The 12648-nt window shown below is 68.7% G+C and carries 12 protein-coding genes; 6 read left to right on the top strand and 6 right to left on the bottom strand.

Features of this window, described 5'->3' with window-relative positions:
* Position 1: 1 nt before the first annotated feature.
* From carB to fliK, 3 genes are all read right to left on the bottom strand, one after another.
* On the bottom strand, positions 2 to 3340 hold the full coding sequence (gene carB / locus DPQ23_RS05560; RefSeq protein ID WP_112873706.1) for a carbamoyl-phosphate synthase large subunit: 3339 nt from the start codon (positions 3338 to 3340) through the stop codon (positions 2 to 4).
* 212 nt (positions 3341 to 3552) lie between these two features.
* Positions 3553 to 4299, bottom strand: coding sequence for a flagellar hook capping FlgD N-terminal domain-containing protein (locus DPQ23_RS05555; RefSeq protein WP_240602461.1), 747 nt, complete (start codon positions 4297 to 4299; stop codon positions 3553 to 3555).
* A 4-nt stretch (positions 4300 to 4303) separates the two neighbouring features.
* Positions 4304 to 4870, bottom strand: coding sequence for a flagellar hook-length control protein FliK (gene fliK / locus DPQ23_RS15360; protein ID WP_162630646.1), 567 nt, complete (start codon positions 4868 to 4870; stop codon positions 4304 to 4306).
* Between the two features lie 935 nt (positions 4871 to 5805).
* Here fliK and DPQ23_RS05545 point away from each other — a divergent pair.
* From DPQ23_RS05545 to DPQ23_RS05520, 6 genes are all read left to right on the top strand, one after another.
* Positions 5806 to 6048, top strand: a complete 243-nt coding sequence (locus tag DPQ23_RS05545; protein WP_112873704.1) for a hypothetical protein — start codon at positions 5806 to 5808, stop codon at positions 6046 to 6048.
* A complete protein-coding gene (locus DPQ23_RS05540) occupies positions 6041 to 6355 on the top strand; it encodes a hypothetical protein (RefSeq protein WP_112873703.1) in 315 nt (104 codons plus the stop codon). The genes DPQ23_RS05545 and DPQ23_RS05540 overlap by 8 nt, the downstream gene beginning before the upstream one ends.
* 172 nt (positions 6356 to 6527) lie before the next feature.
* Positions 6528 to 7736, top strand: a complete 1209-nt coding sequence (locus DPQ23_RS05535; RefSeq protein ID WP_112873702.1) for a flagellin — start codon at positions 6528 to 6530, stop codon at positions 7734 to 7736.
* Positions 7737 to 7814: 78 nt separating this feature from the next.
* Entirely contained in the window at positions 7815 to 8177 is a 363-nt protein-coding gene (flaF, locus tag DPQ23_RS05530; RefSeq protein WP_112873701.1) for a flagellar biosynthesis regulator FlaF, read from the top strand.
* Positions 8174 to 8575 carry a flagellar biosynthesis repressor FlbT gene (flbT, locus tag DPQ23_RS05525; RefSeq protein WP_112873700.1) on the top strand — a complete coding sequence of 134 codons (402 nt, stop codon included), beginning with the start codon at positions 8174 to 8176 and terminating at the stop codon, positions 8573 to 8575. The genes flaF and flbT overlap by 4 nt, the downstream gene beginning before the upstream one ends.
* Positions 8572 to 9354 (top strand): DUF1217 domain-containing protein, encoded by a 783-nt coding sequence (locus DPQ23_RS05520; protein WP_112873699.1) that lies wholly within the window; start codon positions 8572 to 8574, stop codon positions 9352 to 9354. Before flbT ends, DPQ23_RS05520 begins: the two co-directional genes overlap by 4 nt.
* Before the next feature lie 104 nt (positions 9355 to 9458).
* Here DPQ23_RS05520 and DPQ23_RS05515 read toward each other — a convergent pair whose 3' ends face one another.
* From DPQ23_RS05515 to DPQ23_RS05505, 3 genes are all read right to left on the bottom strand, one after another.
* A complete protein-coding gene (locus tag DPQ23_RS05515; protein ID WP_112873698.1) occupies positions 9459 to 10499 on the bottom strand; it encodes a DUF475 domain-containing protein in 1041 nt (346 codons plus the stop codon).
* 124 nt (positions 10500 to 10623) lie between these two features.
* On the bottom strand, positions 10624 to 11583 hold the full coding sequence (locus tag DPQ23_RS05510; RefSeq protein ID WP_112873697.1) for a magnesium transporter CorA family protein: 960 nt from the start codon (positions 11581 to 11583) through the stop codon (positions 10624 to 10626).
* A 77-nt stretch (positions 11584 to 11660) separates the two neighbouring features.
* Positions 11661 to 12647 (bottom strand): DUF808 domain-containing protein, encoded by a 987-nt coding sequence (locus DPQ23_RS05505; RefSeq protein ID WP_112873696.1) that lies wholly within the window; start codon positions 12645 to 12647, stop codon positions 11661 to 11663.
* Between the last annotated feature and the right edge of the window lies 1 nt (position 12648).

Below are 12648 nucleotides of genomic sequence, written 5' to 3'. Positions count from 1 at the left end.
TTCACCCCTGCAACGTCCTCACCCCCACGTCCCCTTCCTCGCGCGACTTGATCGCCGCCACGGCGGCAATCGCCCCCGCCGCCGTCGTGAAATACGGGATCTTGTCGTACAGCGCGACCGAGCGGATGTCGCGGCTGTCGGAGATGGTCTGCGCGCCCTCGGTCGTGTTCAGCACCATCGCGATCTCGTCGTTCTTCAGCCGGTCCACGATGTTCGGACGGCCCTCGTAGACCTTGTTGACCAGTTCGGCCGGAACGCCCGCGGCGCCCAGAAAGTCCAGCGTGCCGCGGGTCGCCAGCAGCGTGAACCCCATTCCCGACAGCGCGCGCATGGCCTCGGCCATCTGCGGGGTCTTGTCGGCGTCCTTGACCGACACGAACACCCGCCCCGATTCGGGCAGGTGCGTGCCCGCGCCCATCTGCGCCTTGAGGAAGGCGCGGGGGAAGTTGCGGTCCCAGCCCATCACCTCGCCGGTCGAGCGCATCTCCGGCCCCAGCAGCGTGTCCACGCCGGGGAAGCGGGCGAAGGGCAGCACGGCCTCCTTGACGGAAAACCACGGCGTGACCGGATCGGCCAGAGTCAGCGGGTCGGCATAGGGCAGGGGGGTGTCGGGACCCACGCCCGCGGGATAGGCGGCGCGGTGGGGAAACGCCTCCATCGGCTCGCCCGCCATCAGGCGCGCGGCGATCGAGGCGATGGCGCTGTCCGTCGCCTTGGCGACGAAGGGCACGGTGCGGGACGCGCGGGGGTTCACCTCCAGCACGAAGATCTCGCCGTCCTTGATCGCGAACTGCACGTTCATCAGGCCCACGACGTTCAGCGCCAGGGCCATCGCGGAGGTCTGGACCTTGAGCTCCTCGATGGTGGCCGCGTCCAGCGTATGAGGCGGCAGCGAGCAGGCCGAGTCGCCCGAGTGGACGCCGGCTTCCTCGATATGCTCCATGATGCCGGCGACGTGGACGGTCGTGCCGTCCGACAGCGCGTCCACGTCCACCTCGATCGCGCCGGACAGATAGCTGTCCAGCAGCACCGGGTTCTTGCCGGACACCTGCACCGCATGGGTGATGTAGCGGTCGAGATGGTCCATGTCGCGCACGATCTCCATCGCGCGGCCGCCCAGCACATAGGACGGGCGGATCACCAGCGGAAAGCCGACGCGCGCGGCGATCTCGCGCGCCTCGTCGCGGCTGCGAGCGATGCCGTTCACCGGCTGGCGCAGGCCCAGGTCGTTCAGCAGCTTCTGGAACCGCTCGCGGTCTTCGGCCAGGTCAATGGCGTCCGGGCTGGTGCCCAGGATCGGGATGCCCTCGGCCTCAAGCGCGTTCGCCAGCTTGAGGGGCGTCTGGCCGCCGAACTGGACGATGACGCCGTGCAGGGTGCCGTTCTCCTGCTCGACGCGCAGGATCTCCAGCACATGCTCCAGCGTCAGCGGCTCGAAGTAGAGCCGGTCCGAGGTGTCGTAGTCGGTGCTGACCGTTTCCGGGTTGCAGTTGACCATGATGGTTTCATAGCCGGCGTCGGTCAGCGCAAAGCATGCGTGGCAGCAGCAATAGTCGAACTCGATCCCCTGGCCGATCCGGTTGGGGCCGCCGCCCAGGATCACGACCTTGGTGCGGTCGCTGGGCCGCGCCTCGCACTCGACCTCGCCCATCGCGGGCATCTCGTAGGTCGAATACATGTAGGGGGTCTGGGCCTCGAACTCGGCCGCGCAGGTGTCGATGCGCTTGAAGACGGGCAGGACGCCGGCGGCGCGGCGGGTGCGGCGGATGTCGGCCTCGTCGCGCCCGGTCAGATGCGCCAGGCGCGCGTCGGTAAAGCCCATCATCTTCAGCCGGCGCAGCCGTTCGGGATTGGCAGGCAGGCCCGCGTGACGCACGACATGCTCGGCATCCACGATCTCGCGGATGCGGGCCAGGAACCACGGATCGAACCGGGTGATCGCGGCGATCTCGTCGTCGGGCAAGCCCGCGCGCATCGCCTCGGCGATGACCCGGATACGGTCGGGGGTCTGCTTCGACAGCGCGGCGACAAAGGCGGGCTTGCCGTGTTCGGCCGCCCCCTCGATGGCGATCTCGTCCAGGCCCGTCAGGCCGGTTTCCATGGACGCCAGCGCCTTTTGCAGCGATTCGGCAAAGCTGCGGCCGACCGCCATGACTTCGCCCACGGATTTCATCGCGGTGGTCAGGTCGGGTTTGGACCCGGGGAACTTCTCGAAGGCAAAGCGCGGGATCTTGGTGACGACATAGTCGATCGACGGCTCGAACGAGGCGGGCGTGACCTTGGTGATGTCGTTGTCCAGCTCGTCCAGCGTATAGCCCACGGCCAGCTTGGCGGCGATCTTGGCGATGGGAAATCCGGTGGCCTTGGATGCCAGCGCGGACGAGCGGCTGACGCGGGGATTCATCTCGATCACCACCATCCGGCCGTCGGCGGGGTTGATCGCCCATTGCACGTTCGAGCCGCCCGTCTCGACCCCGATTTCGCGCAGGACTGCGATCGAGCCGTTGCGCATCCGCTGGTATTCGCGGTCCGTCAGTGTCAGGGCGGGGGCGACGGTGATCGAATCGCCGGTATGCACGCCCATCGGGTCGATGTTCTCGATGGCGCAGACGATGATGGCGTTGTCCGCCTTGTCGCGGACCACCTCCATCTCGAATTCCTTCCAGCCGAGCAGGCTTTCATCGACCAGGACCTGCGCCACGGGCGATGCGTCAAGGCCCGAGCGCACGATCGCCTCGTAGTCGTCGCGGTTATAGGCGACGCCGCCGCCGGTCCCCCCCAGGGTATAGGCCGGGCGGATGATGGCCGGCAGGCCGATGTCGTCCAGCGCCTCGACCGCTTGGGCCACGCCCGCATTGATGTCGGGCCGGCCGTCGGGCCGCTTGGGCGCGGTTACGATGGTGGCGCGCGGATTTTCAAGGCCGATCCGGTCCATCGCCTCGCGGAACAGCTTGCGGTCCTCGGCCATCTCGATGGCGGCCCGCTGGGCGCCGATCAGCTCGACGCCGTAGCGTTCCAGCACGCCCATGTCGGCCAGCGCGAGCGCGGTGTTCAGGGCCGTCTGCCCCCCCATCGTCGGCAGCAGCGCATCGGGGCGTTCGGCGGCGATGATCTTCTCGACGATCTCGGGCGTGATCGGCTCGATATAGGTCGCGTCGGCCATGCCGGGGTCGGTCATGATCGTGGCCGGGTTCGAGTTCACCAGGATGACCCGATAGCCTTCCTCGCGCAGGGCCTTGCAGGCCTGGGCGCCGGAATAGTCGAACTCGCAGGCCTGGCCGATCACGATGGGCCCCGCGCCGATGATCAGGATCGAGGAGATATCGGTACGTTTCGGCATGGCGGCCCCCTCGGACGATCGTCGTTTGCAAATCGTCCGGGGTTATACGCGGCGCGGGCGGGTGTGCAAGGCCGCCCGTCGATGCCCTGGGCCGGGGCCGCGCCCGCAGCAGGCGGCGCCGGCGGCGCTGTTCATCGGGGCGCAGTCCCGGGTCGCGGCCATTGGCCCCGCCCGGGCAACGGGCGTGCCGTCGCGGGTTGCAAGACGGCCGGTCAGCTGCCGCGTTCGCGCAGCGCCGTCACCTCGGACTCCAGGGTCGAGGCGCCCCCGGCCAGTGTCAGTCGGGTGCCCTGGGCCGTCAGCTCTGCCCCTGTCACGGGCGCAAAGACGCCCACGTTGGAGGTCGCGATCACCTCGCCGCGAAGGGCGCTTTCCAGCCGGAAGCTGTATCGGCCGTGACCCAACGCCGTCCCGTCCGCGCGGCGTCCCGACCAGTCCACCTCGCCGGTGCCGGTGCCGATGTCCTCGCGCAGCACCTCTGTCCCCGAGACGTCCAGTGTGACCAGCGTCACCTGATCGGCGTCCCGTGCGGGATCGATCTGCATCGTCAGCGGGCTGCCCTGAAAGGCCACCGGGGCGGTCGTCCGCACCTCCTTGCCGATCCAGTGCGCCAGGGCCGACAGGCCGCCCGAGCCCTCTCCGACAAGCTGGCCCAGCAGGGCGTTGGTGCGCACCTGCTGTTCGACGCCCGAGAACGTGGCAAGCTGCACTGCGAAATCCGATCCCTCCATCGGATTCAGCGGATCCTGGTTCTTGATCTGCGTCGTCAGCATCTTGAGATAGGTGTCGAAGTCCCCGCCGACCTGCGCCATCGGCCCGGCGGCTGACGGGGCGTCCGTGAACGCGGTCGCCGGCACAGGCGCCGCCGCAGAGAAGGCCTGCGCCGTTCTGGCGCCCCCAGGTGCCGAGGTCATCGACAGGGGGGCGGGGGCGGTCTGCGGCGGAAAAAGTGTTGTCATCTGTCTAGACCCTGATGTCGAGGCGGCCGTGGGAACCGGCAAACGGCCGTGACGGGGCCGATGCCGGGATGATCTGATCCGCGTCGTCTGCCGACCCGCGCCGGGCGCCGCGTGGGCGAGACTCGCCTTCGGACTGACCGTCTGGTGCGCCGCCCCGCGTGTCCAGGCCGTGCGCCTGTTCCCCGGTGCTGCCCTGTGCGTGCCACCCCGCGGTCGAGCCGGCCTGCGACGGGCGTTCGGGTGCGTCGCTGCGCTGAAAGCTCAACTGTGCATCCGGCAGGCCGCTGTCCCGCAGGTCTCGGATCAGCATGTCGCTGTGGCGGCGGATCAGCTCCAGCGTCTCGGGACGTTCCGCGATCACGCCCAGCCGCGGGCCTGCGCCGCTGGTGCCGATGACCACGGTCAGCCGCCCCAGCTCGACCGGGGCCAGGGTGATTTCGACAACCCCCCCGGTGCTGCGCACCACGGCGTCGGCGATCTGGCGATGCGGCGGAAGCTGTGGGGCGCTGCGAAGGCCATCGTCGCCGAGCGGCGCCGGGCCGGTTCGCGCCAGAGCGGGCGCAGGGGACATCTCGACCGGTCCGGCGGTGACGGGGTCCGCCGCCGTTCGCCGTGGGGCCGCGGCGGTGCTGGTGCGCGGACGTTCCTCGTTGTCCGGCGCGCTTGCGTGAGGCGATTCCCTTGGCGACGTCACAAGGTCTGCGCCAGAGGTCTTTGGCATCGCGGGTGCGTCCTGTGGCACCGGGTCCGGCGACCCGAACGGCGAGGGCTCTGCAGCCGCGCCCAGGGGCTTGGGACGCGGCATGGGCGCCCCCGATGCGGCGACCGGCGCGGGGGCCACGGCGATGTCGAACGGCACGGGGTTGCAGGGGGCGATGGCAGGAACTGGCGCGGGGGCAGGTCCCGAGGCGGCGGTCGCGCCGCTGTCAGCCTTGGGCGTGGGGGGTGATTGCGCCGCGTCCGGGCCGGGCTTGCCGGGGTCGGCGGAGTGCCTGTCCCGGCTGTTCAGGGCCGCATCATCGAAGCTGAACGGGAAAGAGGCCGCGGCGGATTGGTTTTGCCCCTCCTTGGCAAAGGACGGCGGCGCGTCGGCTTGCAGGCTGTCGCCGGGCCCAGGGTCCGGGTAAGGCGCGGCGAGGGCCGGGGGCAGCCCGGGCCAGGCGCCCGCCCAGGCCTGCTGTTCGTCCGTGGACTCGGCGCAATCCGCGGCGTCGGCACGCCCCTCGGCTGTGCCAGGGTCCTGCGTCTCGTCACCAGTCTCGGGCTCGATCGGCGGGGCTGTGGCCGGGCCGCCGCCCGCCCCCGCCGCCACAAGCTGCGCGAATGCTGCGCCGTCCCCTGCCGCCTTGGCGGGGGCGGTCAGGCCGGCTGGCGGCGGGCACTGGACTGGGTCTAGGGAAATCATGATGCACCGGGAATCACCGTTCCATTTCCTTTTACGGGGTGAAAGTTACCGATTGTTTACCGCTGGCTGCTATTTCGGGCCGACGCAGGCAAGGAGCCATCATGCAGGTCCAATTCAGATCCAGTCCGCCGCCGGTTCCGGCCATGGCGCCCGCCGAAAAGCTGGAAACGGCGTTTCTGGCGGAAATGCTCAAGCACGTGATGCCGCAGGGTCTTGCGGGCTCGTTTGGGGGCGGGGCGGGCGAGGCGCAGTTTGCCTCGTTCCGAACCGAACAGCTGGCGCAATCCCTGGCGCAGGCGATCGACCTGCGGCTGGACCTGCGGACAGGGGGCCGCGATGCGTGATCGGGCGTCGCTGATCGCCCGTGCGGGCGACGCGCTGCGCGACGGCTCGGCGGACCGGTGCGACAGCCTGTTGCAGGCATTCGCCGCAGACCTGCACCGTCACCCGCTTTCGCAGGAGGAGCGGCTGGCCTGCGAGCGGCAGCTGGCCCGGCTGCGCGCGCTGGCCGTCGCCTCCCGGACGGGCCTGGACCAGGCGCAGGCCGTCCTGCGCGACATTGCGGCGGCGGCCGGCGGGCTGGATATCTATGACCGCAGCGGACGCCAGCGCGTGACCACGGACCTTTCCAGGGTGGTGCAAAGGTTTTGACGAAAATGCGAATGAAACCGCGCGCGACATCGCCAGCGCCGTTCATTATTCCTTAGGGGGGCCTTGGTAATCAGGGCCTCGCATCAACCGATGCACGGGATTTTCCCACCGGTCAGAAGGCCAATCCATCTTGCAACCCTGGCGCACAATGCGCCGTTTACAGGAGGACGTCATGTCCAGCATTCTGACCAACAATGGCGCGATGGTCGCGCTGCAGACCCTGAAAGGGATCAACGCGGGCCTGGCCAAGACCCAGGACGAGATCTCGACCGGCAAGACGGTCGCGACGGCCAAGGACAACGCGGCCGTCTGGGCGATCTCGAAGGTGATGGAGGCCGACGTCAGCGGCTTCAAGGCGATCTCGTCCGGCCTGGCGACGGGCGGGGCGGCGGTCGGCATGGCGCGCGAGGGGGCCGAAAAGATCAGCTCGCTGCTGACCAAGATGCGCGACACGATCATCAGCGCGCAAAGCCCGACGTCCGACCGTGCCAAGCTGCAAAAGGATGTCGTCGATCTGCGATCGCAGGTCGAGGGCACCGTCAAGGCCGCTCAGGTCAACGGGCTGAACCTGCTGAACGGGACGAACACGTCGGTGAACTTCCTGTCGTCGATCGACCGTGCGGCGGACGGCACCACGACCCTGTCCAACATCACCGTTGCCGGACAGAATCTGTCGGTTGGTGTCTACGCCCCCAAGGCGGCGCTGACCGGGTCGGAGGGCGCCTCCACGACCGGCGACGCCGCCGCGTTCAGCCTGAATGCGGGGGCGGCTGCCAGCGACCTGGTGATCGACAACACCGCGCCGCTAGCCGCCGGCGACAGCATTTCGGTGAGAATCGGCGACAAGGTCGCGAGCTATACGCTTTCGGCCAATGATGCGACGGCCACGTCGCCCGCCGACATCGTCGCAGTCGGTCTGAAATCCGCGATCGAAAAGCTGGGCATCGACGGGCTGACCGTCAACTATGACCAGGGCTCGGCCGGTACGCTGTCGCTGACCAACGCGGGGACGTCGGACCTGACGGTCGCCGCACAGTTCAGCAACGTGGGCAGTGGCGGACTGGGCGCTCTGGCCGGACTGGACGTGTCCACCGCGGCCGGGGCATCCGGCGCGCTGGCGTCGATCGAGACGATGATGAAGACCGCCATCGACGCGGCGGCCAAGTTCGGCGCGGCCGGCGCCAACATCGAGGCGCAGGGCGAGTTCCTGTCCAAGCTGACGGACTCGCTCAAGTCCGGGATCGGCTCGCTGGTCGACGCGAACATGGAAGAAACCTCTGCCCGCCTGCAGGCGCTGCAGACCCAGCAGCAGCTGGGCATCCAGTCGCTGTCGATCGCCAACAAGGCGCCGCAGAACATCCTGTCGCTGTTCCGCGGCTGATGACACCGCGGGGCGCGCGCCGCCCGCCGGCCGCGCGCCCGCTTCCCCCCAAAGCCCGCCCCCAGAAGGAGCCGCCCCTTGACCGCCCATCCGAAAGGATTTGCCCCCCGGCGTTTCGGCGCCGAAGAGATCCGGACGCCCCGCGACATCGAGTACGACGCGTTCGCCCGCACCACGCGGCAGCTTCAGCAGGCCGCAGACGGTCACGGGTCGCTGGCAGCCGCGGCGCATGTGAACACGCAGCTGTGGCAGACCCTCGCCTCCGACCTGGCCGAGGCGGGCAATGGCCTGCCCGAGCCGCTGCGCGCGGGCCTGCTGTCGCTCGCGCTGTTCTCGATCCGGCACGGGCAGGGCGTGATGACGCGCGGCGTCAGCCCCGCACCCCTGATCGACATCAACCTGTCCATCATGAAGGGGTTGCGCGGAGAGGTGGCGCAATGAGCGGCCTGATCCTCAAGCTTGCGCCGGGCGAGCGCGTGCTGGTCAACGGCGCGGTGATCGAGAACGGCGACCGCCGGGCGCGACTGGCCATCAAGTCGCCCAATGCCAACATCCTTCGCCTGAAGGAGGCCATTCACCCCGATGCCGTCACGACGCCGGTGGCGCGCGTCTGCTATCTGGCACAGCTGATCCTGTCCGAGGACGTCGCGCCTGCGGACGGACGGCGCGACCTGCTGCGCGGGATCGAGCAGCTGTCGCAGGTCTTCGACGATCGCGACAGCCGCCTGGCGCTGGACGACGCCACGACCGACGCCATTCAGGGCAACTACTATCAGGTCCTGCGGCGCCTGCGCAGCCTGCTGCCGCGAGAGGCGCGGCTGTTCGCGCAGGTGACATGAGCGTCCAGCCCCTCGTCGGCTCGGGCGGCTATGCAGGGTGGCGCCTGCTGGTCCGCACGACCGAGCAGCAAAAGGCGATGGTTGCCCGCGATCCGGTGGTCGCGCAGGATCACCGCCACTTCAGGGGGACGATCGGCTCGGTACAAACGGCAGGGCAGCTGGTGTCGGACTTCCGACTGCTCAGGACCGCCCTGACCGCGTTCGGGCTTGAGAATGACCTGAACAGCCGGTTTTTCATCCGAAAGGTCCTCGAATCCGACCTGAACGACCCCAAGAGCCTGGTGAACCGCCTGAGCGACAAGCGCTACAAGGCGATGGCCCAGGCGTTCGGCTTTGGCACGGCCAAGCCGGGCACGGCCGCACCGGGCTTTGCCGACGCGATCGTGGCCCGTCATGTCGATGCCGAACTGGAACGGCGGGTGGGCACCGTCGACGGCAACCTGCGGCTTGCGATGAACGCGCGGCGCGAGTTGCCGACGCTGGCCGCGTCGCCGTCAACGGACGCCACGAAATGGTACACGATCCTGGGGTCGACTCCGCTGCGCAAGGTGGTCGAGGGCGCCTTCAACCTCGGGACTGCCTTTTCCAAGCTGCCGCTGGACCGGCAGGTGCAGGATCTGAAGGCCAGAAGCGAACGGCTGCTGGGATCGGGCTCACCCAGCGTCCTGGCCGACGCCGGCAAGGTCGAACTGCTCATCCAGAGATTTCTGCTGACCGCGCAAAGCGTGACGCCCACGCAGTCGTCCTACAGCGCGGCGCTGACGCTGCTGTCGAGCTGAAGCCCCCCTTCCGCGCCTGGCGGCCGCGCCGCTTTCCGCCTTGCCCCCGTGCCGCCGCGCCCCCGGACGGGCCGGCCTGCTGCACCGGCCGCGCGCGCCCGCGATCACGCTTCAGCGTGGGCGCGGTTCCAGCGCAGGGACGACAGGAAGGACAACCCGATCACGGCCGCGCCGAACAGGCCCGTGACCGCCTCGGGGATATGCCACATCGTCTGGGCGAACATCACGACCGACAGGATCAGGATGGACCAGAACGCGCCGTGTTCCAGGTACCGGAACTCGGCCAGGGTGCCGCGTTCGACCAGCATCACCGTCATGGACCGCACATACATCGCGCCGATCCCCAGTCCGATGACGATCAGGAACAGGTTCTGGGTCAGTGCGAAGGCACCGATCACCCCGTCAAAGCTGAACGAGGCGTCCAGCACCTCGAGATAGAGGAACGCGCCAAGGCCGCCCTGGGCGGCCGAACCGCCGCTTGTGCCCCAATGGTCCAGAACCTGACCGAGCGCATCGACCGCAAGATAGGTGACGATCCCCCAAATGGCCGCGAACATGAACGCGGCCTTTGCGGCCTCGGGCAAAAGGATGGTGAAGATCAGAACAACCAGCAGGACAAAGCCGATCTCCATCCCGCGGACCGATCCGACGGCGCGCAGGCTTCGCTCGAGGCCGCCGATCCAGTCGATCTCCTTGGACTGGTCGAAGAAATAGCTCAGGCCGACCAGCATCAGGAACGACCCGCCGAAGGCCGCGATGGGCAGGTGGGCGGCGTCGATCAGCTGGGCATAGCGCGCGGGCTCGGTCGCGGCCAGCCGCACGGCGTCCAGCGGGCCGATGCGCGCGGCGATCACCACGACCAGCAGCGGAAAGACCAGCCGCATGCCGAACACGGCGATGACGATCCCCCAGGTCAGAAAGCGGCGCTGCCACACCGGCGCCATCGTCTTGAGCTTGTTGGCGTTGACGATGGCATTGTCGAAGGACAGCGAGATTTCCAGCACCGCCAGCACGGTCGCAATCAGCAGGAACGATGCAGCCCCGGCCATCGTCCCCGAGACCTGCAACCCCAGCGCCAGGGCCAGCACCAGACCTGCGGCGGTCATGATCAGGGGCCATGTCATGTACGAAAGCGTCGTCTTCATGGCCCGTCCCCGGTTCTGCCGCGTCCAGATAGGCCCGTTGCGCCACGCCATCAAGGCGGCGGATGCCCGCGTCCGTGCGGCCCCGCGGGGCCGATCGGGCAGCGGACCGGCCGGGTCCGCCGGATCAAAGCCAGCGCCGCCAGCGCAGCAGCAGCCAGACCCCGACGGCCGTCACCAGCATCGCCACCAGCGACAGCGGATAGCCCCAGCGCCAATCCAGTTCCGGCATGTGCTGGAAGTTCATGCCGTAGATGCTGGCGATCAGCGTCGGCGGCAGGAACAGCGCGGCCACCACCGACAGGATGCGGACGGTGTTGTTCTGTTGCAGGTTGATCATCCCCAGCGTCGTGTCCACCGTCAGCGACACGCGCGAGGTCAGGAAGTCCGCATGCACCTCCAGCGCCTGGATGTCGCGGTTGATGGCCTTGACGGCCGCCTTCAGCCGCGCCGCATCGGCATGGCCGTCCAGCCCCACGGAATAGAACGCAAGGATGCGCTCGATCGTCAGCAGCGCCAGACGGACGCGCGACATCAGGTCGGCCTGCTGGCCCGTCCGTTCCAGCGCGGTTTGCAGATGCGCGGGTCGCCCCCGGGCCGCACCGCCGAACACCCCCGAGGCCACTTCGTCCACGACCTTGCTGGCGCCCTCGGACAGGTCCGCCAGCCGCGCGACGATCTCGTCGATCAGGGACAGAAACAGCCTGTCGGGCGTCTGGGTGCCGAATGCCGCCCGTTCGGCACGGGTCGGAAGCGTCTCGAACGGACGGGGGGCGTGGTGGCGCACCGTGACCAGCCGCGCCTGCGTCAGGATGAAGGTGACGGGCATGGCCACCGACTGGCCGTCCGGCAGCCGCCCGGGCAGCACCGCCGTCATGTAGGCTGCGTCACCCTGGCGATAGAGGCGGTTCGAGATCTCGATCTCCTCCATGTCGGCAAGGGTGGGGATCTCGATCCCCAGCGCCTCGGCCTGCGCCACCTGGCGGTCAAGCGGGCGATAGAGATCGATCCAGACCGCGCTGTCCAGCGGCTGGTCGGGGGTCAGGGGCCCAAGCGCGTGGCCGCAGATCTGATAGGCGTAGAGCATGGCGCAGAGGCAAGCGGCACGGCGCCACCGGCGTCAAGGGCCTGCGCCATCCTGGGCCCCGGAGTTTGGCATCCGCATCACGCCTCGGACCCGGCAGGCGCCCGTCCCAGCAGCCGCGCGCCGGCCGTCCACAACGGGATGAACAGCACCTTGCTGAGCGGGATGAGCGCGAACCCCAGGACCAGCCCGACGATGCCGTCGAAATAGGCGGTGACCAGCCAGCGCACAAAGCCCGGCGCGGCCCCGACCGCCCCTGCCGCCCATTCGGCCTGGTGGTGGATCCATTCATAGGGCTGGTGCAGGCCAAGCTCGTGCAGCCCGTGGATGACGATGTTGCCCCCCACCCAGATCATCGCGGCCGTCCCGACGACCGTCAGCAGCGTCATGAATCCCGGCATGATCCGGACGATCCCCCGGCCCAGGCTGGCGGCCGCCCCGTCGCCGCGCCGTGCCAGCGACAGGCCGACATCGTCGGCCTTCACGATCAGCCCGACAAAGCCATAGACGGCGGCGGTGATCGCCAGCGCGACGAAGAACAGGATCACGGCGCGCATCACGATCCCCTCGGTCGCGGGGATGGTGGACAGGGCGATGGTCATGATCTCGGCCGACAGGATGAAGTCGGTCTTGATCGCGCCCTTGACCTTGGCCTCCTCGAGGTGGCACGGGTCGCCCGTTTCCTGTCCCTCGTAGCTGTCATGGTGGGCGTGGGGGTTCAGGGCGTGCCAGACCTTCTCGGCCCCCTCGAAGCACAGATAGGCGCCCCCAATCATCAGCAGGGGCGAGATCAGCCACGGTGCAAAGGCCGACAACAGCAGCGCGATGGGCAGCAGGATCACGACCTTGTTGAAGATCGATCCCCTGGCGATGCGCCACACGATCGGCAGTTCGCGGCTGGCGTCGAAGCCGTGGACGTACTTGGGCGTGACCGCCGCATCGTCGATGACCGCGCCCGCGGCCTTCATTCCGGCCTTGGCCGACATCCCCGCCACGTCGTCCACCGAGGCCGCCGCCACCTTGGCGATGCCCGCCACGTCATCGAGAAGTGCAATCAGCCCGCTCATC

This window comes from Paracoccus endophyticus, from assembly GCF_003286075.1.
In the GTDB taxonomy this organism is placed as follows: domain Bacteria; phylum Pseudomonadota; class Alphaproteobacteria; order Rhodobacterales; family Rhodobacteraceae; genus Paracoccus; species Paracoccus endophyticus.
Note: the sequence above shows the minus strand (reverse complement) of the source record. Positions and strands in the feature narration are given on the sequence as shown.

What these genes read in the sequence shown, in the direction of transcription:
- flbT (WP_112873700.1), top strand. Translation starts at nt 8,174, where the DNA reads ATGAGCGGCCTGATCCTCAAGCTTGCGCCGGGCGAGCGCGTGCTGGTC.
- DPQ23_RS05515 (WP_112873698.1), bottom strand. Translation starts at nt 10,499, where the DNA reads ATGAAGACGACGCTTTCGTACATGACATGGCCCCTGATCATGACCGCC.
- DPQ23_RS05510 (WP_112873697.1), bottom strand. Translation starts at nt 11,583, where the DNA reads ATGCTCTACGCCTATCAGATCTGCGGCCACGCGCTTGGGCCCCTGACC.
- DPQ23_RS05520 (WP_112873699.1), top strand. Translation starts at nt 8,572, where the DNA reads ATGAGCGTCCAGCCCCTCGTCGGCTCGGGCGGCTATGCAGGGTGGCGC.
- DPQ23_RS05535 (WP_112873702.1), top strand. Translation starts at nt 6,528, where the DNA reads ATGTCCAGCATTCTGACCAACAATGGCGCGATGGTCGCGCTGCAGACC.
- carB (WP_112873706.1), bottom strand. Translation starts at nt 3,340, where the DNA reads ATGCCGAAACGTACCGATATCTCCTCGATCCTGATCATCGGCGCGGGG.
- fliK (WP_162630646.1), bottom strand. Translation starts at nt 4,870, where the DNA reads ATGTCCCCTGCGCCCGCTCTGGCGCGAACCGGCCCGGCGCCGCTCGGC.
- DPQ23_RS05505 (WP_112873696.1), bottom strand. Translation starts at nt 12,647, where the DNA reads ATGAGCGGGCTGATTGCACTTCTCGATGACGTGGCGGGCATCGCCAAG.
- DPQ23_RS05555 (WP_240602461.1), bottom strand. Translation starts at nt 4,299, where the DNA reads ATGACAACACTTTTTCCGCCGCAGACCGCCCCCGCCCCCCTGTCGATG.
- DPQ23_RS05540 (WP_112873703.1), top strand. Translation starts at nt 6,041, where the DNA reads ATGCGTGATCGGGCGTCGCTGATCGCCCGTGCGGGCGACGCGCTGCGC.
- DPQ23_RS05545 (WP_112873704.1), top strand. Translation starts at nt 5,806, where the DNA reads ATGCAGGTCCAATTCAGATCCAGTCCGCCGCCGGTTCCGGCCATGGCG.